20 protein-coding genes are annotated in these 22,400 nt (G+C 67.2%); 6 read left to right on the top strand and 14 right to left on the bottom strand.

All coding sequences use genetic code 11. From position 1 onward, the window contains the following. The gene (flbD, locus tag ACTIF2_RS14580) at positions 1-1,365 is read left to right on the top strand and encodes a sigma-54-dependent transcriptional regulator FlbD (protein ID WP_439497807.1); all 1,365 of its coding nucleotides are present in this window, start codon (positions 1-3) and stop codon (positions 1,363-1,365) included. A gap of 15 nt (positions 1,366-1,380) precedes the next feature. Here flbD and ACTIF2_RS14575 read toward each other — a convergent pair whose 3' ends face one another. The 3 genes from ACTIF2_RS14575 to ACTIF2_RS14565 all read right to left on the bottom strand — a co-directional run bounded on the left by ACTIF2_RS14575 (position 1,381) and on the right by ACTIF2_RS14565 (position 3,878). Beyond that, the gene (locus ACTIF2_RS14575) at positions 1,381-1,698 is read right to left on the bottom strand and encodes a hypothetical protein (protein WP_439497806.1); all 318 of its coding nucleotides are present in this window, start codon (positions 1,696-1,698) and stop codon (positions 1,381-1,383) included. Between the two features lie 145 nt (positions 1,699-1,843). Continuing rightward, on the bottom strand, positions 1,844-3,286 hold the full coding sequence (locus ACTIF2_RS14570; protein WP_439497805.1) for an MFS transporter: 1,443 nt from the start codon (positions 3,284-3,286) through the stop codon (positions 1,844-1,846). Positions 3,287-3,386: 100 nt separating this feature from the next. After that, the gene (locus tag ACTIF2_RS14565; protein WP_439497804.1) at positions 3,387-3,878 is read right to left on the bottom strand and encodes a hypothetical protein; all 492 of its coding nucleotides are present in this window, start codon (positions 3,876-3,878) and stop codon (positions 3,387-3,389) included. 129 nt (positions 3,879-4,007) lie between these two features. Between ACTIF2_RS14565 and flhA the strand changes: the two genes are divergently transcribed. Further along, a complete protein-coding gene (gene flhA, locus ACTIF2_RS14560) occupies positions 4,008-6,092 on the top strand; it encodes a flagellar biosynthesis protein FlhA (RefSeq protein ID WP_439497862.1) in 2,085 nt (694 codons plus the stop codon). A 135-nt stretch (positions 6,093-6,227) separates the two neighbouring features. On the opposite strand, the gene ACTIF2_RS14555 is transcribed toward flhA, so the two are convergent. Further along, complete coding sequence (locus ACTIF2_RS14555) at positions 6,228-6,782, bottom strand: helix-turn-helix domain-containing protein (RefSeq protein WP_439497803.1); 555 nt, start codon at positions 6,780-6,782, stop codon at positions 6,228-6,230. A 145-nt stretch (positions 6,783-6,927) separates the two neighbouring features. Between ACTIF2_RS14555 and ACTIF2_RS14550 the strand changes: the two genes are divergently transcribed. Further along, positions 6,928-7,812, top strand: coding sequence for a DMT family transporter (locus ACTIF2_RS14550; RefSeq protein WP_439497802.1), 885 nt, complete (start codon positions 6,928-6,930; stop codon positions 7,810-7,812). A gap of 103 nt (positions 7,813-7,915) precedes the next feature. Here the strand turns inward: ACTIF2_RS14550 and ACTIF2_RS14545 are convergent, their stop codons facing one another. Continuing rightward, a complete protein-coding gene (locus ACTIF2_RS14545) occupies positions 7,916-8,953 on the bottom strand; it encodes a lysylphosphatidylglycerol synthase transmembrane domain-containing protein (protein ID WP_439497801.1) in 1,038 nt (345 codons plus the stop codon). Positions 8,954-9,102: 149 nt separating this feature from the next. Then, a complete protein-coding gene (copM, locus tag ACTIF2_RS14540; protein WP_439497800.1) occupies positions 9,103-9,486 on the bottom strand; it encodes a CopM family metallochaperone in 384 nt (127 codons plus the stop codon). A gap of 262 nt (positions 9,487-9,748) precedes the next feature. Between copM and ACTIF2_RS14535 the strand changes: the two genes are divergently transcribed. Beyond that, the gene (locus ACTIF2_RS14535) at positions 9,749-10,384 is read left to right on the top strand and encodes a GNAT family N-acetyltransferase (RefSeq protein ID WP_439497799.1); all 636 of its coding nucleotides are present in this window, start codon (positions 9,749-9,751) and stop codon (positions 10,382-10,384) included. A 36-nt stretch (positions 10,385-10,420) separates the two neighbouring features. Here ACTIF2_RS14535 and fliJ read toward each other — a convergent pair whose 3' ends face one another. Further along, positions 10,421-10,825, bottom strand: a complete 405-nt coding sequence (gene fliJ, locus ACTIF2_RS14530; RefSeq protein WP_439497798.1) for a flagellar export protein FliJ — start codon at positions 10,823-10,825, stop codon at positions 10,421-10,423. Positions 10,826-11,115: 290 nt separating this feature from the next. Between fliJ and ACTIF2_RS14525 the strand changes: the two genes are divergently transcribed. Beyond that, positions 11,116-12,285: an MFS transporter gene (locus ACTIF2_RS14525; RefSeq protein ID WP_439497797.1), complete on the top strand. Its 1,170-nt coding sequence runs from the start codon at positions 11,116-11,118 to the stop codon at positions 12,283-12,285. Here ACTIF2_RS14525 and ACTIF2_RS14520 read toward each other — a convergent pair. Both ACTIF2_RS14520 and fliI read right to left on the bottom strand, forming a co-directional pair. Further along, positions 12,282-14,096: an alpha/beta fold hydrolase gene (locus ACTIF2_RS14520; protein WP_439497796.1), complete on the bottom strand. Its 1,815-nt coding sequence runs from the start codon at positions 14,094-14,096 to the stop codon at positions 12,282-12,284. The two genes, ACTIF2_RS14525 and ACTIF2_RS14520, sit on opposite strands and share 4 nt — an antisense overlap. A gap of 89 nt (positions 14,097-14,185) precedes the next feature. Next, complete coding sequence (gene fliI, locus ACTIF2_RS14515; RefSeq protein ID WP_439497795.1) at positions 14,186-15,526, bottom strand: flagellar protein export ATPase FliI; 1,341 nt, start codon at positions 15,524-15,526, stop codon at positions 14,186-14,188. Positions 15,527-15,870: 344 nt separating this feature from the next. Here fliI and ctrA point away from each other — a divergent pair, with 344 nt between their 5' ends. Further along, positions 15,871-16,572, top strand: a complete 702-nt coding sequence (gene ctrA / locus ACTIF2_RS14510; protein WP_043237919.1) for a response regulator transcription factor CtrA — start codon at positions 15,871-15,873, stop codon at positions 16,570-16,572. Between the two features lie 121 nt (positions 16,573-16,693). Here the strand turns inward: ctrA and ACTIF2_RS14505 are convergent, their stop codons facing one another. The 5 genes from ACTIF2_RS14505 to ACTIF2_RS14485 form a co-directional block, all read right to left on the bottom strand. After that, entirely contained in the window at positions 16,694-17,581 is an 888-nt protein-coding gene (locus ACTIF2_RS14505) for a CheR family methyltransferase (protein ID WP_439497794.1), read from the bottom strand. Continuing rightward, a complete protein-coding gene (cheB, locus tag ACTIF2_RS14500) occupies positions 17,578-18,696 on the bottom strand; it encodes a chemotaxis-specific protein-glutamate methyltransferase CheB (protein ID WP_439497793.1) in 1,119 nt (372 codons plus the stop codon). Before cheB ends, ACTIF2_RS14505 begins: the two co-directional genes overlap by 4 nt. Before the next feature lie 97 nt (positions 18,697-18,793). Beyond that, entirely contained in the window at positions 18,794-19,159 is a 366-nt protein-coding gene (locus tag ACTIF2_RS14495) for a response regulator (protein WP_439497792.1), read from the bottom strand. Between the two features lie 30 nt (positions 19,160-19,189). Next, on the bottom strand, positions 19,190-19,678 hold the full coding sequence (locus ACTIF2_RS14490; protein WP_439497861.1) for a chemotaxis protein CheW: 489 nt from the start codon (positions 19,676-19,678) through the stop codon (positions 19,190-19,192). Positions 19,679-19,680: 2 nt separating this feature from the next. Beyond that, positions 19,681-22,290 carry a hybrid sensor histidine kinase/response regulator gene (locus ACTIF2_RS14485; RefSeq protein WP_439497791.1) on the bottom strand — a complete coding sequence of 870 codons (2,610 nt, stop codon included), beginning with the start codon at positions 22,288-22,290 and terminating at the stop codon, positions 19,681-19,683. Positions 22,291-22,400: the final 110 nt, after the last annotated feature.

Raw genomic sequence — 22,400 nt, 5'->3', positions numbered from 1 at the left:
ATGCGCCTCATCATCGTCGGCGGTCTCAAGGGACAGATCATCGCGGCGGCCAGGATCGCCATGTCGCATGGCGCGGCCGTGACCCATACCGAAGGCCTCGACCAGACGCTTGCCGTGCTGCGCGCCAAGGGCGCCGATCTCCTGATGATCGACGTCGCCCAGCCGATCGCGCAATTCGTCGCGGCGCTGGAGGCCGAGCGCATCCGCACGCCGATCGTCGCCTGCGGTACCTCCACGGATGCACGCGCGGCGGTAGCCGCGATCCAGGCCGGGGCCCGCGAATATGTGCCGCTGCCGCCCGATCCGGAGCTGATCGCAGCGGTGCTGGAGGCCGTGGCAGCCGACCAGACCAGCCTGATCTGGCGCGATCCGGCGATGGAGCGCGTGGTCCAGCTCGCCGGGCAGATCGCGCGTTCCGAGGCGCCGGTCCTGGTGACGGGCGAGAGCGGCACCGGCAAGGAGGTGATCGCGCGGCACCTGCACCAGAAATCCCTGCGCAAGGACAAGCCCTTCGTCGCGGTGAACTGCGCCGCCATCCCCGACAACCTGCTCGAATCGGAGCTGTTCGGCCACGAGAAGGGCGCCTTCACCGGCGCGATCGCCCGGCGCATCGGCAAGTTCGAGGAGGCGCATGGCGGCACGCTCCTGCTCGACGAGATTTCCGAGATGGATGTGCGCCTGCAGGCCAAGCTGCTGCGCGCTTTGCAGGAACGGATGATCGACCGCGTCGGCGGCACCCAGCCGGTGAAGGTCGACCTGCGCATCATCGCGACCTCGAACCGCAATCTCGGCGAGGCGGTGCGCGAGGGTTCGTTCCGCGAGGATCTGTTCTACCGCCTGAACGTCGTGCATCTGCGCTTGCCGGCGCTGCGCGAGCGGCCGGGCGACATCCTGGCGCTGGCCGATCATTTCGCCAAGAAATACGCCGAGCTCAACGGCTTGCCGTTGCGGCCGATCGCGGCCGAGGCGCGCAAGGCCCTGCTCGGCAATGCGTGGCGCGGCAATGTGCGCGAGCTCGAGAACACGGTGCACCGCGCGGTCCTGCTGGCGCAGGGGTCCGATATCGGCGTCGATGCGATGGTGACGCCCGAGGGCGAGACGCTGGGGCCGGCGGCAGGGCGGGACATGGCCGCGCGCGTGGCGCAGACGGCCGAGGCGGTGACGCGCGGGCTCGTCGGCCGGACCGTGGCCGATGTCGAGCGCGACCTGATCCTGGACACGCTCGACCATTGCCTGGGCAACCGCACCCATGCGGCCAAGATCCTGGGGATCTCGATCCGCACCTTGCGCAACAAGCTTGGGGAATACAGCTCCGCCGGCATCGCCGTGGCGGAGCCGGGTCAGGCCCGCGTCAGCGCAGCCTGACCCGGCGTCGGGATATTACCAATAGCGCCGGCGATACGGGCGGTAATAGTAGGGCCGCGGCCGGTAGTAGTAGCGCGGCCGATAATAGCGCGGCCGGTAGTAGCGCGGGCCGTAGAAATAGCGCGGCCGACGGCGATAATAATAGTACTGGCTGAATTCGGCGTCGGCCTTGTCCAGCGCCTCGGCCTTATCGGCCGCGAGGGCTTCATTGCCCTTGGCGGGCTCTGGTGTCGGTGCAGGCTTGGGCTGGGCAGCCTCTGCGACGGCGACGCCGCCTAGGCTGGCAGCGGCCATGCCACCGATCAGGGTCATGATGAATGAACGTCTATCCACGGCGTCCTCCGGACATGGTTTCGACCACGTTCTCGCGCCGTCGGGACGGAGCGCTAAACGGCCTGTGACAATAACGCATTTTACGGCGATTTTGTTTCAATCCATCGGAATTCTCGGCTTATGGCTAAAACGGATAGCAAGAGCTTCAATCGGCCGCGTTGAGCGGTCGCGCCACCTCCTCCAGCGCGCGCCGTTCCGCCCTCACGGCGTAGAGCGCCGCGACGATCGCGGCGATCAGCATCAGCGCGGCGCCAAGCAGATAGCCGCCGAAGACGCTGCCGCGCGAGCCGGTGTCGATCAGCGCGCCGAACAGCCAGGGGCCGGCGATTCCGCCCGCGCCGGTGCCGATCGCGTAGAACACGGCGATGGCGAGCGCGCGCATCTCGACCGGGAAGGTTTCGCTCACCGTGAGATAGGCCGAGCTCGCGGCGGCGGAGGCGAAGAAGAAGACCACGCTCCAGCACATGGTGAGCTGGGTTGCGGTGACGGCGTCCTGCGCGAAGAGATAGCCGGTGCCGGCGAGCAGGAGCGCGGATATCGCATAGGTCGCGGCAATCATGACGCGCCGGCCCAGCGTGTCGAAGAGGCGGCCGAGGATGAGGGGGCCAAGGAAATTTCCGGCGGCGAAGGGCAGGATGAACCAGCCGATCATCTGCGACGGCACCTGGTAGAAATCGGTGAGGATCAGGGCGTAGGTGAAGAAGATCGCGTTGTAGAAGAAGGCCTGCGAGACCATCAGCGTCAGGCCGACGAGCGCGCGCGGGCGATGCGTCACGAACAGCGAGTGGAAGACCTCGCCGAGCGGGGTCGCCGCGCGCGGCCGCAGCCGCATCTGCGGGAGGCCCTCGTCGACGTGATAGGTGACGCCGGCCTGCGCCTCGATGCGGGCGACGATCTTCGCGGCCTCGTCGGCCCGGCCATGGCTGATCAGCCAGCGCGGGCTCTCGGGAATCCAGCGCCGCAGCACGAGGATGATCAGGCCTAGCGCCGAGCCGGTGAAGAAGGCGAGCCGCCAGCCGAGCTCTGGGTCGATGATCGCAGGGTCGAGCAGGATGATCGCGCCGATGGCGCCGAGCGCCGCGCCGACCCAGAAGGAGCCGTTGATGACGAGATCGACCCAGCCGCGGACGCGCGCCGGCACCAGTTCCTGGATGGTCGAATTGATCGCGGTGTATTCACCGCCAATGCCCATGCCGGTGAAGAAGCGGAAGATCAGGAAGCTCGTGACATTCCACGAGAAGGCGGTCGCGGCGGTGGCGCTGAGATAGACCAGAACGGTGATCGTGAAGAGCTTCTTGCGGCCGAGCCGGTCGGTCAGCCAGCCGAAGAACAGGGCTCCGAGCACGGCGCCGGCGATATAGGCCGCGCCGGCCAGCCCGATCTCGGTGTTGGTGAAGCGCAGCGTCGGGCTTTCCTTGAGGGCGCCCGATATCGAGCCGGCGAGGGTCACTTCCAGGCCGTCGAGAATCCAGGTGACGCCGAGCGCGACGACGACGAGCGTATGAAACCCGGACCACGGCAAACGGTCGAGCCGGACGGGGATATCGGTGATGATGACCTCGGGTGGGGCCGCTTGGGGCGGCGTCATGGCGCTCCCTCTTCAAGGCTCTGGGTGGCCGCAAGGGGAACGGCCCGAAAAAAGGAAAGGCGGCGTTCGCAAACGCCGCCTTTCCGGAACGGTTCGTGCCTCAGCGCACGATCACGCGGCGGCGGACCACCACGCGGCGGCGGGGCAACGGACGCGGACGGCGGACGACGACGCGCTCACGGACCACGACCGGACGGCGGTGGACCACAGGGCGGGGCCGGCGCACGACGGTGCGCTCACGAATCACGACCTGGTTGAAATCGGCATCGGCCTGATCGAGCGCGGCCTTGGTGGCCGCATCGAGCTCGCCGGAGGCCGGCATCGCCGGAGCCAGGCCCGGCTTGCGCGTGGCGGCCTGGGCGATCGCCGTGCCGCCCAACCCGGCCGCGGCAAGGCCGCCGAAAAGGCTCATCATAAAAGAACGTCTATCCACGAAATTCCTCCAAATAATCCTGGCTAAAGAACCAGTCTTGTCGACCCGCGCCAAGTTGGGCGACTGAATAAGGCCACAACACGGCAGATCGATAACCATCTGTTCATCGAAAGGTTCCGGGCGCAATTTTTCTGCCCGGTTTAACCACTCGTTCACCATGAGCCCGGCAAGAATTGCCGGGTACCGTCGCGTCAGCGGGGTGGCGCGGAATGCGCCCCAAGCGCCGGTCGGCGAGGGATGGGCGGGTCGATGACGGATGTGACGGCAGGCGCGGGCGGCGGCTTCAGGATGCCCAATAGCGGCGTCATGGGAAAGCTGTTCAACAGGCCCGACCTGTTCCTGGCCATCGGCGTGATGGGCATCCTCGTGGTGCTGATCTTTCCGCTGCCGGCGATCCTGCTCGATCTCTTGCTGGCGCTCTCGATCATCCTGTCGGTTCTGGTGCTGATGACGGCGCTGTTCATCGAGGAGCCGCTGGAGTTCTCGGCCTTCCCGACGGTGCTGCTGATCGTCACCATGTTCAGGCTGGCGCTCAACCTCGCCTCGACCCGCCTCATCCTGTCGCACGGGCATGAGGGCGGGGCGGCGGCCGGGCACGTCATCGAGGCCTTCGCCAATTTCGTGATGAGCGGCAATTTCGTGATCGGGGTGATCGTCTTCACCATCCTGATCATCGTCAATTTCGTCGTGATCACCAAGGGTTCGGGCCGTATCGCCGAGGTCGCCGCACGCTTCGCGCTCGACGCGATGCCGGGCAAGCAAATGGCGATCGACGCCGATCTCTCGGCCGGGCTGATCGACCAGGAGGTCGCCAAGGTGCGGCGCAAGGCGCTCGAGGACGAGGCCAATTTCTTCGGCTCGATGGACGGCGCCTCGAAATTCGTGCGCGGCGACGCGATCGCCGGCCTGCTGATCACCTTCATCAACGTGCTGGGCGGCATCATCATCGGCGTGGCCCAGCAGGGCATGAGCTTCGGCAACGCGGCGCATGCCTATACGCAGCTCACCGTCGGCGACGGGCTCGTCAGCCAGATCCCGGCGCTGATCGTCTCGACCGCGGCCGGCCTGCTCGTCTCGAAATCGGGCGTGCGCGGCGCCGCCGACAAGGCGCTCGGCAAGCAGCTCTCGGGCTATCCGAAGGCGCTTGGCATGTCGGCGGCGGTGATGCTGCTGATCGCGATCCTGCCCGGCATCCCGATGCTGCCCTTCCTCGTCCTCGCCGGCGGCTCCGCCTGGCTGGCGCATCATTTCGGGCGGCTCGCCAAGGCCCGCGAGGTCGAGGCGGCAGCGGTCGCGCAGGCCGCCTCGCCGCTGGAGGCCGACGGCACGCCGAAGGAGGAGACGCTCAACGACCTGCTCAAGCTCGACGAGCTCAAGATCGAGATCGGCTACGGCCTGCTGCCGCTGGTCAATGCGGCGGGCGGGGCGGACCGGCTGACCGACCAGGTCCGGGCGCTGCGCCGCCAGCTCGCGGCCGAGCTCGGCTTCGTCATGCCGGCGGTGCGGATCGTCGACAACGTCCAGCTCGAGGCGAACCACTACTACATCAAGATCAAGGAGATCGATGCCGGTCACGGCATCGTCTATGCCGGCCAGTACATGGCGATGGATCCGATGGGCGGCAGCGTCAACCTGCCCGGCCACAACGTGCTGGAGCCGACCTTCGGCCTGCCCGCCACCTGGATCGACGCCTCGCTCCAGGACGAGGCGCAGCTGCGCGGCTTCACCGTGGTCGACGCCGCCACCGTGATCTCGACGCATCTGACCGAAGTGCTCAAGTCGCACATGCCGGAGCTGCTCTCGCATGGCGAGGTCCAGAAGCTCCTGCGCGAATTGCCCAAGGACCATGCCGATCTGGTCAAGGAGATCGTGCCGAGCCAGATCTCGACGACCGGCATCCAGCGCGTGCTGCAATTGCTACTCGCCGAGCGCATCTCGATCCGCGACCTCGCCACCGTCGTCGAGGGCATCGCGGAGGTTGCGGGCGGGCTCAAGAACCCGCGCGAGATCGCCGAGCATGTGCGGGTGCGGCTGGCGCGCCAGATCTGCGCCCAGTTCTCCAATCAGCAGGGCCATCTGCCGATCATCACGCTCTCGCCGGCCTGGGAGAGCATCTTCGCCGAATCGATCGTCGGCCAGGGCGAGGACCGACACCTGGCGATGCAGCCGTCACGCCTGCAGGATTTCGTGCATCAGGTGCGCGACAAGTTCGAGGAGGCGGCGCGCCTCGGCGAGATGCCGGCGCTGGTCACCTCGGCCATGGCCCGGCCCTTCGTGCGCCAGATCATCGAGCGCTTCCGGCGGGAGACGCCGGTGCTCTCGCAGGCCGAGATCCACCCGCGCGTCAGGCTGAAGACGGTCGGCAGCATTTGATGCAGTGATCAGGGGCGGGGCCAGTTCGCGTCATTGCGAGCGAAGCGAAGCAATCCAGGGGCCTCACCCAGTCCCTCTGGATTGCTTCGTCGCTTTCGCTCCTCGCAATGACGATGGAGCCGCAGCGGGTTCTGCCTAGCGCCGCACCACGACCACCAGATAGCGCACCGGCTCGGTTCCGGGATTCGTGAAGCTGCAATCGCTGGGCGGCCCGAGCTCGAGGCAGTCGCCGGCCTCGAGGCGGCTGGTCGCCTCGCCCTCGCGGAAGTCCAGCGTGCCGGACTGCACCCAGATCTGCTGGCGGATGAAGCTGTAGGAACTGGCCGGATAGGAGATGCAGGCGCCGGGCGGCAATTCGGCCGCGACCAGCTCCAGCCCGGCCTCGCCCGCCGGAGAGACGGCGCGGCGCGTGAAGCCGGTCTCCGGATCGCGCCAGAGCGGCTGGTCGGCGGCGCGCCTGAGATATTCGCCGGGCGCCTCCGCCCGCGCAAGCAGGCTCGACAGGGTCAGCCCGAAGGCACCCGAAAGGCGCCCGAGCAGGATCGCAGTCGGGCTCGCCTCGCCGCGCTCGATCTTGCTGATCATCGCCCGGGAGACGCCGGACTTGTCGGCGAGATCGCTCAGGCTCCAGGCGCGGCTCTCGCGCTCGATCCGCACCCGCTCGGCCAGCCTTGACGTCAGATCGTCCATTATCATAGCGTCATATCTTCTATAGTAGATGAGCGAGATCGCAAGCCCGCGATGCCGCCGAATACCTCCCTCCCTGCGCTGCGCCCATGATGACATCGCCAATCGCGCATTGGCCGTGCCGCATGCGCGAGGCTAAGGCCTGACCATGTCGCGCAACGCTTTCTACTTCATCATGATGTGCCTGGTCTGGGGCCTGACCTTCCTGCCGGTGAAAATCGGCTCGACGCATGTCCCGCCGGTCTTCTTCGCCGCGGCGCGCTTCGTGATCGCGGGCGCGATCATGCTGATCTGGGCGGGGCGGGACGTTTTTGCGGTGCCGCGCGCGGCCCGTGCCCGGCTGCTGGTCACGGCGCTTCTGGTCAATACCGGCAACTACGCCTTCCTGTTCTGGGGGCTGGCGCATGCGCCCTCGGGGCTCGCGGCGATCGTCAACATGGCGACGATCCCGATCTACACGCTGATCGCGAGCCGGCTGATCGAGGGGCAGCCGATCACCGGCCGGCGTGTCGCGGCGATCGCGCTCGGCATGGCAGGGCTGTGCTTCCTGTTCGCGACGCGCCTGAGCGCCGGTCTCGGGGCTTTCGGCAACCCGCTCGAGCTCTGGGGCCTTGCCGCGGTCGCCTTCGGGACGCTGCTCTATTGCTTCGGCGCGGTGCTGTCGCGGCGGATCGCCGGCACGATGCCGACATTGACGCTGGCGGGCTGGCAGACGGCGATCGGCGGCGCTGGCCTCGCCGCGATCTCGCTGGCCTGGGAGCCGGTCGGCCTGCCGCAAGTGCAGGCGCTGGCGCAGTGGCCGGTCTGGCCGGCACTGGCATTTCTCGTCATCGGCGGCTCGCTGACCGGCTTCACGATCTATATGCGGCTGCTGCGCGACTGGGGCGCATTCCATGCCGGGCTCTACGCCTTCGTCAGCCCGGCTATCGCGGTCGCCGCCGGCGTCGTCGTGCTGGGTGAGCCGTTCGGCTGGCCCGAAGCCGTCGGCGCCGTGATGATGTTCGCCGCCGCCGCGATCGCGCTCAGGCGATAGAGCATTTTCGAGCGAAGTGGCCGCCGGTTCGCGTGAAGAAAATGCGTCCACCAAAAGACGGAGCAAAGTTCGATCCGGCCGGATCGAACTTTGCTCCGGCCCGTCAGGGCGGCGGCGCGATGCGGGTGTGCTTCTTGAGCTGGCCGCGCTCGAAGGCGAGCACGATCGGCAGCGAGATCACCAGCGGCAGGATCAGGTAGAACAGGCGCCAGATCAGCAGCGCGGCGAAGACAGCAGGCGCCGGCACGCCGGGCATCACCGCCAGGAACACCGCTTCCATGACGCCGACCCCGCCCGGCACCTGGCTCAGCAAGCCGGCGGAAAAGGACAGCAGGAAGGCGCCGAGCACGATGAAGAAGCCTGGATTGCCCTGTTCCGGCAAGGCGAAATAGATGATGCCGGCCGCGCCCATCAGTTCGAGCGGCGCGGCGAGATACTGCCGGAAGACGATCGGCAGGCGCGGATAGATGACCTCGAACTTGCCGAGCTTGAGCGGCCGGAACTTGAGCCAGGCGCCGATCGTGTAGAGGGCGACGAAGGCCAGCATGGCGAAGCCGATCAGGCGCGCGGTCCTGTCGCCGATGGCGAACCAGTGCGAGAGCCGCCCGAGCGGGCGCAGGATCTGCGGCTCGCCGACGAGGACGAGGCCGAGCAGCAGGATCGTGCCGAAGGCGAAGGTGAAGGAGCAGAGCGCCACAAGCACCGCGACCTCGCCCGCGGTCAGTCCCTTCGCCGTATAGGCCCGGAAGCGGACCATGCCGCCGGAAAACACCGAGGCGCCGATGTTGTGCGAGAGCGCATAGGTCACGAAGGAGCAGAGCGAGATATAGGGCCAGGAGATGCCCTTCTCCTTGCCGAGATGGATCAGGGCGATGCGATCGTACCAGGCGAGCGCGGCATAGGCGACGAGGGTCGCGAGGCCGGCATGGAGGAAGGCGTCGGGCGAGATCAGCGCGATCTTCTCGCCGATCCCGGAGGCGACGATCTTGATCGATTCCCACAGCCCGGCCTGCTCGAGCCTGGCGCTGACGGCCTCGTTTGTCAGCGCCTCGGCCTTGAGTTTGTCCCAGAGCAGCTCGACCGACCAGATGACCGCGACGAGGCCGATGACCGGCCAGAGATAGTCGAGATAGCGTTTCATGTAACCCGCAGGCGGCGAGAAGGCATCAGGGACTGCATCGCGGCGCGCAGGGAAAGCCAAAATGCCGGCCGAAGCGAACCTTCATCTGTGTGCCAGCAGGGGAAGGCAAGGGCAAGCGGCGTTGCCGCCGCTTACCGGGGGGAAAAGTGTTACTTCCCGTTCTTCTTGAGCCAGTCCCGCATGAAGGCGATCTCCTTCTCCTGATCGGCGATGATGCCGGTCGCGAGCTTCTTCAGCTCCGGATCCTTGCCATGGGCGAGCATGACCTTGGCCATGTCGATCGCGCCCTGGTGATGCGGGATCATGCCGCGCACGAAATCGGCGTCGGCATCGCCGGTGAAAGCGATGCCCATGTCCTTGTGCATCTTGTCGTTGGCCGCCTTGTAGGCGGTCGTCGCCGGGGTGTCGCCCGCAGTGGCGGGCGCTGCGCCATGAGCGCCGTGGCCCTGATGCTGCTGCGCCAGGGCCACGCCCGCGAGCGCCACAAGGCCAAGCAGGCCGGCGGCGAGTTTCAGGCTTGTTTGTCTGATCATCGAGATAATCCTTGGATAGAGACAGGCCTCGGCGGCGCAGCGCCGTCACGGAGGGCGTCCCGTTCGTTGCGAATCGTCCGTCAGCCGAGACGGGGCGGGCGCCCCGCAGGCCGCGGCGGCCCGCATGGCGAATGACGGTGATGAATCATCGGCGGTGATCTTGCGGCCGCGATCATGTCATGATCGCGGCGAGGCGGACAACCGCCGCTGAAAACGCGCCCCCGCCGCCGAAGCCGCGGCCGGGTCGAAGCAGAAACGGATCATGAGCGAGAGCCTTTCCATCAGCCTCACAGGCATCACCGATCTGCCGCCCGGCAAGATCGCGGCCATCGTCACCTCGCTGGAGATGTTCGCGCCGCCGCCCGAGAGACCCGATCCGCCCGGCCTGTCCGGCTTCTCGCTGGAGCCGATCGGCCGGACCGACGCGGTGCGCTATCTCGCGATCTACCGCGTCCTCGGCGAACGCTGGATGTGGTTCAGCCGGCTGGTCAAGCCGCTCCCCGAGATCGAAGCGATCCTGGCCGATCCCGCCGTCGAATTCTTCGCGGTGCGCAGCGAGGGCCGGGATGTGGGTCTGCTGGAGCTCGATTTCCGCATCGCCGGCGATGGCGAGCTCGCCTTTTTCGGCCTGACGGAACCGGTCCTCGGCAAGGGCGCCGGCCGCTGGCTGATGAACCGGGCGCTAAAGCTGGCGTGGTCGAAGCCGATCTCGCGCTTCTGGGTGCATACCTGCACGCTCGACCACCAGGGCGCTCCGGAATTCTACCAGCGCTCGGGCTTCCGGGTGTTCAAGCGCAGCGTCGAGGTCGATGAAGACCCGCGCCTGAACGGGCACATGCCACGCGACAGCGTGGCGCATCATCCGGTGATCGAACGGGAAAGGGCGGAAGGTCCGTGACCTCCCGCCCCTGATGTCGCATCGCCAAGTTAGGTCTCAGGCGCGGGAGCGCAGCCCGATCGAATCCATCATCGCCTGATCGCGGGCGGCTTCCGCCGCGCGTTCCGAGGCGCGCTCGCGGTCGTCGAGGATCTCGACCTTCTTCATTTCCTCGAAGGCTTCCTGAAGCTCGGCCTTGGCCTCGTCGAGCTGGCCGTTCAGGTTGTCGGCCGACTGGCGCAGGTTGTCGCGCCGCCCCAGCGCCGCCTTGGCGTAGGTGGGATAGGCGAAATGAGCGGGGTCGGTGATGCCGGCCCGTGTCTCCTCGCTCTGGATCTCGCGATCCAGATCCGTCGCCATGCGATGGAATTCCGCAATCATCATCTCAATCTGGCTTACCCGGCGGCGTTTTTCGTCCACCTGGAAGCGCTTGAGACGCAAAAGGGTCTCTCGCGACTTCATGTCGTGTCCAACTCCTGGTTACGCATGGCGACGAGCCGACCCCTCGGTTCGCCGCCGGAACTCGATCCGCGAGACAAGCGCACAATGGACCAAGGAGGTTGATCGTTTCTTACCGAAATCGCCCGCTTTCGACGCATATTGAGCCCGCGTTGCGGCTGCTGACGCCGCTTGACGGCCCCATGTAGAAGCTCTGCTGTCTAGGGGCGCCCGCCCGTCAAAGCCTGCCCGGACCGCTCCCCTTGCCCGTTTCCTCGCGCCTTCCCGAGCATTGGCCGCTCTTGAGCGGCCTCGTGCTCACACGCATCATCGGCTGGGGCTCGACCTATTACGCACCCTCGGTGCTCGCCGCCTATCTCGACCGGGAGCTGGGGCTCGGCGGCGAAGTGATCTTTGGCGGGATCACCATCCTGCTGGTGACCGGAGCCGTGCTGGCGCCCGCGATCGGGCGCCATCTCGACAGCCATGGCACGCGCCGCTCGATGTGCATCGGCGCCGTGATCTGCGCGCTCGGCCTCGCCTTGCTCGCCGCCGCACAGGGGCCGATCAGCTATCTCGCGACCTGGTTCGTGATCGGCATCGGGCACGCGATGACGCTCGCCAATGTCGGCAATGTCACGGTGGCGCAGCTCATGGGCGAGCGGACGCGCCGCGTCATCGGCGTGATGATGCTCGCGACCGGGTTCGCCTCGAGCGTGTTCTGGCCGCTTGCGGCGACGCTGTCGGCGGCCTTCGGCTGGCGCGTGGCCTGGCTGGTCTTTGCCGCCATGCAGATCGTGATCGTCCTGCCGATCCATCTCGCCATTCCGGCCGCCGCGACGCGCCTGCCGGCCGCCGACCGCCCGGCTCCCGCGACGGTCGACGAGGAGGGGAGGGTGCCACCGGGACAGCGCCGGTCGGTGTTCTGGCTGCTGGCCTTCGCCTTCTCCGCGAGCGGACTGGTGTCCTGGGGCGTGCCGCTCCACCTCATCGGCCTGCTCCAGAGCGCGGGGCTGAGCAGTGCCACGGCGGTCACGATCGCCTCGCTCGGCGGGCCGGCGACGCTGCTCGCGCGCCTGGTCGATGTCGTCGCGGGCGAAAAGCTCGCCGTCGAACGGGTGGCGCTGGTCGGGCTGATGCTGGGGCCGCTCGCCTGCCTGTTCATGGCGCTCGTGCCCGGCTCGACGCCCGCGGCGCTCGGTTTCGTCGTCGCCTTCAGCGCGGCGATGGGCGTGATCTCGGTCGCGCGCGCCACCTTGCCGCTCGCCCTGTTCGGACGCCGCGGCTTCGCCACCATGCTCGGCCGGCTGACGGTGCCGCAGAACCTGACCTTCGCCGCCGCCCCGTTGCTTTTCGCCATGCTGATCGAGCGCTTCGGCAGCAGCGGGACACTGATGATCTCGGCCGGCATCCAGGTCGCGGCGCTGCTGGCGCTGCTGGTGCTGGTGCGCCGTCTCGGCCGCCCGGAAGGGCAGGGTCGCTAGCTCTCGCGATCGACGGCCGGCTTCAATCGGCCAGCGACGAGGCGGGTGAGCACGTCGTAGCCCTGCTGCGAAAAGTGAATATGGTCGGGATGGTAATTCGGGCTGCGCGGGTTGAACCCCCCGGTCATCTCCTGATCGATGTTGAGCGTGTCGTGGGACGCGCGCAGCAGCCGGTTCGCGAGGAAGCGCGTGTGCGCGTTGAAGCGGAACTCCGGTCCGCAGGGCGGTATCTCGATCGTCAGGACCTGAGCAGACGGCCAGATATCGCCCAGCCGGCGGACGATGGCGGTGATGCCGGCAGCGATCGCGGCCGGATCGTCGCCGCTGGCAAGATTGTTGGTTCCGACCATCACGACGACATGGGCCGGGGCGAGCCGGGCAAGATTGGCGGTCCCCAGCCGCCAGAGCACATGCTGGGTGCGGTCCGCTGCGACGCCGAGATTGAGCTGCCGCTGCGGGAAACTGGTCGCCGGCCAGTACTCGACCAGCGAATCGCCGATCAGCACCAGCTCGGCGGAGCTGCCGGCGGTTTCCTTGCGATGGGCGAGATGCCGCTTCCAGCCGGCGACGAATTGCGGCCGCGCCGGTGTGGTCGTCAGCCGCTTGCGGATGGTGGCTGGATCTCGCCCTGCAAGCGGCGATTTGCCACGCAGGAGCGCGCCGGCGCGGAAGATCGAGTGCGACAGGCCGCCTGCGAGGCCGAACAAGCCCGAACGCGCGTTCCGCTGCGGTGCGACGCGCAGCGTGGCGTCGAGCTCGGCATGTTTCTGTCGCTTCTGGCGGATCGTCGCCAGCTGGGCTGCAAAACCGGCAATCCCGGGCGCGTCGGCGACCAGTCGGGCGGCGATGGCCTCCGCCTCGTCGAGGCGCTCGGTTATGGTGAGATACCAGGAGTAGCGATGCAGGATGATCGGAGTGGGCGCCCCGTGGGACATGATGCGCTCGTGGAGCGCGCCGGCCTCTTCAAAGCGCTGGGCGTTCAGCAACAGATCGGCCAGCTGGCTCGCATATTCCAGATTGCCCGGAGCCAGGGCGACTGCGCGGTGGGCGAGGTCGATCTTCAGCTTCGACCGCTGCCGCGACGTCTTGTGCGCGAGCGTCATCCAGTAGGTTGGCGTGTCGCGTCGACGTTCCCGGGCCCGCCGCTCGAAGACGGCAGGATCGAACGCGTCGTCGACGATCTGCAGCACTGCATCCTGCAATTGGCCGAGCTCGGCGAGATATCCCCCTGTCGGGTGGCCGGCATAGGGCAGTCGAACGCCGATGACCCGGCAGGTGTTCGCCATCAGCGAGAAGTGACGGCGATCATCGTCGTGCGGATCGTAAAAGACGTAGCCGACGCAAGCCGGGGCCGGGGCATGCCCATCCCAGATGAAGGAGAGCCGCTGCGCTGCTTCGTGCCAGCGTTGCTCGAAAGGCACGACTGCTGGATCGAGCGTGAATTGTGGCGAGAGGGCGATGAAGCTGTCCGCCTCCAGCAGGCCGGCAAAACGGAAGGCGGCATAGCCGCCCATGCTCGACCCATAGGCGACGACGCGGTCATATCGCGTCGTGAGCTGGCGGATCGTCGCGATGACGTCCGGCATCTCGGCATATTGATACCAGTCATTGTCGCGGCTCAGCACATGGATGGCATCGATGCGGCGATCCCTCAGGAAGGCCTCGCCGAAGCCCGGTCTTTCGAGGGTGCGGTGATCGGTGAAGGAATCAAAGGTGACGACGCATGTCTTCGAACCATGCCCGGTCACGTCGCGGACAAGAATATCGCGCGAGCGGTACAGCTCCCGGCAGGCATCATCTGTTTCGATCAAGGTCAGAATCTTCAAGAATGCACTATTGCCATGGAGAGGCTTCTAACGTGGACTGAGGCAGGGCGAAAGGGAGCGGCCCCGTACCAGGTTCAACCCGCCATGATGGCGGCGAGCCTTGCATAACTCTCCGGCATCGAGGTCGCCTCGTCCTTGGCCTGTTTCAGGAAGGCCTCCAGGTCGGGATTGAGGCGGATCGCCTCATCGACCTCGACTGATGCGCCCTGGCGATAGGCGCCGAGCCGGATCAGCTCCTCCATGTCGGCATAGGTGGCCAGCGTCGCACGCGCCTTCTGGACGACCGGGTAATAGGCCGGGTCGCAGGAGCGCGGCATGGTGCGCGACACCGACTTGAGGACGTTGATCGCGGGATAGCGGCCGCGTTCGGCGATCGAGCGCTCCATCACGATATGGCCGTCCAGGATGCCGCGCACGGCGTCGGCGACCGGCTCGTCATGGTCGCCGCCATCGACCAGCACGGTGAACAGGCCGGTGATCGCGCCTTCGGCCACGCCGGGGCCGGCGCGCTCAAGCAGGCGCGGCAGCTCGGCGAAGACCGTCGGCGTATAGCCCTTGGTGGTGGGCGGCTCGCCGGCAGCCAGCCCGATCTCGCGCATCGCCATGGCGAAGCGGGTGACCGAATCCATCAGGCACATCACCTGCGCGCCCTGGTCGCGGAAATATTCGGCGAGGGTCAACGTGGTCAGCGCCGCCTGCTTGCGCATCAGGGCCGGCTCGTCGGAGGTCGCGACCACCACGACCGAGCGCGCCAGGCCCTCCTCGCCGAGATCGTCCTGCAGGAACTCCTGGACCTCCCGCCCGCGTTCACCCACGAGCCCGATGACGTTGACGTCGGCACGCGCATAGCGGGCCAGCATCGAGAGCAGGACCGACTTGCCGACGCCCGAGCCGGCGAAGATGCCCATGCGCTGGCCGAGACAGCAGGTCAGGAAGGCGTTGAGCGCGCGCACGCCGAGATCGAGGGGTGCGCCGACGCGCTGCCTGGCATGGGCGGGCGGCGGATCGCCGCGGAAGGGGCAGAGATGCTCGCCCTGCGGCAAGGGCGGGCCACCGTCGACAGGCCGGCCGAGCGCATCGACGACGCGTCCCAGCCAGGCCGTCGTCGGCCGGATGCCGGGCGCCGCCTTGTCGACATGGGCCGGGCAGCCGCGGCGGACGCCGTCGAGGCCGCCATAGGGCATCACCAGCGCCTTCTCGCCCGAAAAGCCGACGACTTCGCACGGTACGCGTGTGCCGGGCGCGATCTCGATCTCGATGCGCCCGCCCAGACTCATCGCGCCGATCGGGCCCGCGACCTCGACCATCAGGCCGCGGACGCCGGTGACGCGGCCGTAAACGGTCACCGCGTCGAGATCGCCGATCGTGGCGGCGAGATCCGAAAGCCTTCGCGAGCCGTGCCTTGCGCCTGTCATGAGGGCGTCCGTCAACCTTTCATTTACCTCTGTGATTAACACTGTGTTTCGAGGCTGCGTCGCGTTGCGGGGGCATTTTGTCCCTGTTTCCCGAAACTGTCCTCCGCGAAAGGTGTATTCGCGGGAGAAGGTCTACCGATCCGTGTCAATTTAGACTCACATGGACAAGGATCGTTCACTCTCTCCCATGAAGCGCTTGCGCTCGGGAATCACGGTTTGTTAACCATTTCCTCGTAGCGTGTCGCGTGGCGTTTCATCGGGCAAGCGCCTCGGCGTCCAGGGCCATGCGGGTTCGGACGGATAGTGTGGTCGAGCTTGCCTCGGGGCGAAATTGGGGACGTGACATGCGGGTTCTGCTGATCGAGGACGATAGCGCAACCGCCCAGAGCATTGAGCTGATGCTCAAATCCGAGAGCTTCAACGTCTATACGACCGATCTGGGCGAAGAGGGTGTCGATCTCGGCAAGCTCTACGATTACGACATCATCCTCCTCGACCTCAATCTGCCGGACATGTCCGGCTACGAGGTGCTTCGCTCGCTGCGCGTCGCGAAGGTCAAGACGCCGATCCTGATCCTGTCGGGTCTGGCGGGCATCGAGGACAAGGTGAAGGGGCTGGGCTTCGGCGCCGACGATTATCTCACCAAGCCGTTCCACAAGGACGAGCTGGTCGCGCGCATCCACGCCATCGTGCGTCGCTCGAAGGGCCATGCCCAGTCGGTGATCACCACCGGCGACCTCGTCGTCAATCTCGACACCAAGACCGTGGAAGTGGACGCCGCGCGCGTGCATCTCACCGGCAAGGAATACCAGATGCTGGAGCTGCTCTCGCTCCGCAAGGGCACGACCCTGACCAAGGAGATGTTCCTCAATCATCTCTATGGCGGCATGGACGAGCCCGAACTCAAGATCATCGACGTCTTCATCTGCAAGCTCCGCAAGAAGCTCGCCAATGCGTCGGACGGGAAGAATTACATCGAGACCGTCTGGGGCCGCGGCTATGTGCTGCGTGAGCCGAACGAGGTCGAGGAGCGCATTCCGGCCTGATGCTGTCATCCGCCCGTCATGGCGCGATGAGATACGGAACTTGGCCTGATCGTCGGATGTACACGACAGGTTGACGGGGACCCCGCCGAGAGGCGGGGTTTTTGTTTGTGGTGGGTTGAAGTCAGAGGCGCGGGCCTGACTCAACCGGCAGGCGCGGCCGGTCGAAGGCGAAGCCGAGCCCGGGCTGGGCCTTGCTGGAGCGGCCGTCGCGATAGAGCCCGCGATGCTGCTTGTCGGGCACGATCGTGGTGGTGATGCCGATCACGGTCTCGGCCGCGCCGAGCACGAAGGCGCCGTCGGGAACGAGGCGCTGCGCCAGGGCGCCCATGACCTTCGCCTTGGTCGGCACGTCGAAATAGATCAGCACGTTGCGGCAGAAGATCACGTCGAACTGGCCGAGATGGCCGTTCGGCTCGAGCAGATTATGCGGCCTGAGCTCGACCATGTCGCGGATACGCTCCGACAGGCGCCATTTGTCGCCTTCCTGGCGAAAATATTTCAGCAGGAGCTGGATCGGCAGGCCGCGCTGGATCTCGAACTGGGTGTAGAGTCCGGCCCGCGCCCGCGCGAGGACCTCGGGCGAGATGTCGGTGCCGATGATCTCGATCTTCCAGCCGGCGAGCCGCCCGGCCATCTCGTCGAGGATCATGGCCAGCGAATAGGCCTCCTGACCGGTCGACACCGCCGCGCACAGGATACGCAGCGTGCGCTGGCCCGCGTTGGCGGCAAGCCGCTCGGGCAGGATCACGTCGCGAAACAGGTCGAACGGCGTCCGGTCGCGGAAGAACAGCGTCTCATTGGTGGTCATCGCCTCGACCACCGCGCCCTCGAGCTCGGCATCGCCATCGAGCCTGAGGCGCTGCACCAGCGCGCTGAGGTCGGCAAGACCGCGCTTGCGGCACAGGATGCCGAGCCGGCTCTCGACGAGATAGCGCTTCTCCAGGCTCAGCGAGAGGCCTGAGCGCAAATGCAGCAGCGTGCGCAGGAAGTCGAAATCGGCCTGCGTCATGAGGTCCGGCCCCCATGCACGAGCGAGCGGATGGCGGGGCCGATATCCTCGAGCGCGACCACCGCGCTGGCATGCCGGGCGCGCACGACCGAGCCGGGCATGCCCCAGATCGTGCTCGATGCCTCGTCCTGGGCGATCACGGCCGCCCCGGTGCGGCGAAGGGCGCCGGCACCCTCGGTTCCGTCGCTGCCCATGCCGGTCATCACTAGGCCGAGCGCGGCCGGGCCGAGATGGTGCGCCGCCTCGCTGAACAGCACGTCGACGGCCGGGCGGCAGAAGCGCACCGGCGGCCCGTCGCTGATGCGTGCGACGATATGGCCGAGCCGGCGGTCGATGCCGAGATGACGCCCGCCTGGCGCGATATAGACGGTGCCGCGGCTGAGCCTTTCACCATCATAGGGCTCGCGCGCGGCGACCCCGACCTGGGCTGCGACCTGCTCGGCGAAGGAGGCCGTGAACAGCGGCGGCATGTGCTGGACGACGAGCGTGGTCAGGTCCTGCAGCCCGTCGCCGATATCGGCCAGGACTTTTGCGACGGCGCGCGGGCCGCCGGTCGAGGCGCCGACGACGAGATAGCGCGGCATCACGGAGATCAGCGGCCTGAGATCGACGCCGTCCGGCAGGGCGGGAACCGGCTCGTCATCTGTGGCCGCGGCCAGCGTGCTGTGCGCGGATTGGGCGATGCTGGCGAGCTTGAGGAGGAATTCGCTGCGGAAATCGAGCGACAGCGTCATGCCGCCGCGGCTTTCCGGCTTGGGCAGCACGTCCATCGCGCCCATGGTCATGCATTGCAGCGCCAGTCTCGCGTTGCGCTCGGTCAACGTGGTCGCGAGCAGCACCGCCGTTCTCGGGCTTTCCCGAACGATCTGCGGCAGCGCGGCGAGCCCGTCGACGCCCGGCATGTCGAGGTCGAGCACCATGATGTCGGGCCGGTAGCGCATGGCGTGCTCCACGGCCATCTCGCCGTCGCCCGCCACCGCGACGACATGGAACCGGCCGCTCTCCCCCAGCCAGCGCGCGAAAAGCCCGCGCACGACGACGGAATCGTCGGCGATGACCACGGTTTTCGGGCGTGCGGCGCTGGCGCCGGGGCCGGAGGAGCGCAGGCCCATCATGCGGAAGCTCCCCCGCATGCCAAAACGACGGCTCGGCGGGCGGGCGGCTGCCCGTCCGTCAGCACCTGCGCGACAGCCTGGGCCGTCGCGGCGTCTCTCACAACAGGCCGACCTGGTGGAACTTGGAGGCGACGATCTCCTTGTCGAAAGGCTTCATGATGTATTCGTCGGCGCCGGCATGCATGGCGCGGGCGATATGGGCGATGTCGTTCTCGGTCGTGCAGAAGACGACCTTGGGCCGCTTGCCGCCCGGCATCTGCCGCAAGGTGCGCAGGAAGTCGTAGCCGTCCATGATCGGCATGTTCCAGTCGAGCAGCACCGCGTCCGGCATCTCGCCCTTGCAGGCATCGATCGCGCGCGCGCCATCCTCTGCTTCCGAGATCCGGAACTGCAGCCCTTCGAGAATGCGGCGGGCGACCTTGCGGATCACCGCTGAGTCATCGACGACGAGGCAGTATTTCATGATCGTTCTCCAGAGCGGGCAGGGCGCCTGTCAGGCGGCCAAAGGCAGGTTGATTCTGAGGACGGCATCGACGTCGAGCACGACGAGAAGACGGTCATCGAGGCGATGGACGCCGGCGGCCAGCGCGGCCCAGCCGCGGTCGAGATGCACCGGCACCGCTTCCAGCGTGGAATGGTCGAGCCGCATCACCTCGCCGACGGAATCGACGATCAGCGCATAGGCCTCGCCGCCATGGTCGATGCCGACGGCCACGAGCTCGCTGTCGCTCTTCTGCAGGGTCGGCTGACCGAGGCGCTTGCGCAGGCAAATGGCGGTCACGACGCGGCCACGCAGGTTGATGAGGCCGATGATCTCCTTCGGCGCCAGCGGCACCGGCGTGATGCGGTTGGTGATGAAGACGTCGTGAACGCGGCCGATCGGCAGGCCGAGCAGCTGCTCGCCGATCAGGACGGTGACGTAGTCCAGCGATTCGGCGAAGCTCGCCTTTTCCGCCACGGGGCTCGTGTTGCCGGGTTCCATGGTCATGCCGCCTGCCTGAGACCGGGCTTATGCTCCGTCAGCTCGGAGAGCAGCGTGCGGCGGTCGAATTTCGCGACGATCTCGTCCATCCGGGCCTGTGCTGCGCGGGCGTAGAGCTCGGGCGTGACGAAGGTGGTCATGCCGAGGCTGCGGAGGTTTTCGCCGCCCTCGCCGGCGCGCAGTTCCGCTGCAAAGGCGAAAGCGCCCTCGATGTCGCGGTCGAGGTCGATGAGGACTGCGCTGATCCCGCCCGCCGCGAGATGATGCCGGGCGCCCGCGAAATCCGCCGCCAGCGTGACCTTGAGGCCAGACGCCTTGAGCACCGGAGCCAGCATGTCGCGCAGGAAATCGGAAGGCTCGATCATCAGCACATGCGCGGGGGAGGCCGCGTGGTCGCGACGGCTGGCGCGAAGCCAGTTGGGGTCGCCCTTGGGCAGGTAATGGGCCAGGTCGAGGATCTCGGTGGCGCGGCCGCGGATGATGGCCGATCCGACGACGCCCTGGTCGAGCATGGCCAGCAATTCGACGTCCAGGACCTCGTCGACGATATCGACGATGGCGTCGACCGCGAGCCCCATGGTCAGATCGCCTTCGGCGATGATGACGAGCGGCTGCAGGCCGCTCGTCCTGATCTGGACGTCGTCGACCGGGACGATCGGCATGAGGCGGCCGCGATAGTTCATCAGGACGCGGCCGCCGCTGCGCTCGAGCTGCTCGGCCTCGACCTCCTCGAGGCGGGTCACCAGCGAGAGCGGCACGGCCTTGAGGCCGGCGGCGCCGGTGCGGAAGACCAGCATGGTGGTGCGCTCGCCGGCCGGGGAGGGACCGGCTTCCGCACTCGGCTCGGCCGCGTCCGCCGATGTCGCGGCCCCGACCAGGGTGGCGACGCCATTGGGGTCGACGATCAGCACGACCGCGCCGTCGCCAAGGATCGTGTTGCCGGAGAAGATCGGAATCTGCCGAAGCTTGGTCGACATCGGCTTGACCACGATCTCCTCGGTATGGAGGACGCTGTCGACCAGGATGCCGAATTGACGCTCGCCGATCTGGGTGACGACGATGAAGCCGTCATCGGCCGCGGCCGCTTCCGTCCCCATCAGGCCGGCGAGCGCGATGATCGGCAGCAACCGGCCGCGCAGGCGCAGCACGGGCGCGCCGTTGATCTGCTCGACGCGGTGGTCGGCGCCGGCCTTTACCCGCACGAGCTCGCGCACGACGATCTGCGGGATCGCGAAACGCTGCTCGCCCGAGGCGACGATCAGCGCCGAGACGATCGCGAGCGTGAGCGGGATCTTGATGGTGATCGTGGTGCCCTGGCCGGCCGTGCTGGCGATGTCGATCAGGCCGCCGATCGTGTCGACATTGGCCTTGACCACGTCCATGCCGACGCCGCGGCCGGAGACGGCGGTGACGCTCTCGGCGGTGGAGAAGCCGGGATGGAAGATGAAGCGGCCGATCTGCGCGTCGCTCATGCGCGCGATCTCGGCCTCCTGGCCCAGCCCCTGCTGGATGGCCTTGCGCCGGATGCGCTCGATATCGAGGCCGCGGCCATCGTCCGAGACGACGATGGTGACCGAGCCGCCCTCGTGATAGGCGGCCAAGCGGATCGTGCCATGCGCGGGTTTTCCCGCGGCCCTGCGCTCGGATGGCGGCTCGATCGCATGGTCGGCGCAGTTCCGGACCATATGGGTGAGCGGATCCTTGATCAGGTCGAGGATCTGCCGGTCGAGCTCGGTATCCGCGCCTTCGACCACGAGCTCGATGCGCTTGCCGAGCTCGCCGCTGAGATCGCGCACGATGCGCGGCAGCTTCGACCAGGCATTGCCGATCGGCTGCATCCGGGTCTTCATCACCCCGTCCTGCAGCTCGGCGGTGATCAGCGAGAGCCGCTGGAGCGGCGCCTTGAGCGCTGCGTCCTCCTGCCGACGCGAGATCTCGAGCAACTGGTTTCGCGTCAGCACGAGCTCCGAGACCATGGTCATCAGATGCTCGATGGTGCCGACATTGACGCGCAGGGTGGCCGGGCCGACCGGACGGTTCTCGCGCGGGCCTGCGTCGTCGCTCGCGGCTTCGGGGGCGGCCGCGGCGACGCGTCCGTCCGGGCCGCGCTCCGGTCCGGGCGCGCTCTGGAAGACCAGATCGAGGGCATCCTCGCTCGGCGGCGCGGCATGGCGGGCGAGATAGGCCGCGACGGGATCGGCCTCGGCGCCGGGAGCGGACTGCGCCAGCTCATGCTTGGCCTGGTCGGCCAGCGCCTGCAATTCGCCGATCAGCACCTCGTCATTGCCGGGCGGCTCCTGGCCCTTGTCGGCCAGCTCCGCCAGGATCTCCTTGACGCGATCGATGGTTTCCAGGATCGCGGTCACCGCGATCGCGTTGACGGTGGCGCCGTCGCGGAACTGGCCCATGACCGATTCCGCCGCATGTGTCAGCGCTTCCAGGCGAGGCAGGCCGATGAAGCCGCAGGTGCCCTTCACCGTGTGCACGAGCCGGAAGATGTTGCGCAGAATGTCGCGGTTATTCGGTTCCCGCTCGAAGCGCACGAGTTCCCGATCGACGGTGTCGAGATGCTCGCTGGTCTCGCCGAGGAACTCTTGCAGCAGTTCGTCCATGCCGACGACCATTACCCACGCAACAACGCTGCGCTCATCTATGCAGCGGAAGGGTTTATGATCGGTTGAGATCGGCCGGAAAGCGCGACGATTCAGCGCTTTGCGCGAAA

The sequence above is a fragment of the Allobosea sp. genome, assembly GCF_051860145.1.
In the GTDB taxonomy this organism is placed as follows: Bacteria; Pseudomonadota; Alphaproteobacteria; order Rhizobiales; family Beijerinckiaceae; genus Allobosea.
This window is presented reverse-complemented; position numbering and strand designations above follow the sequence as displayed.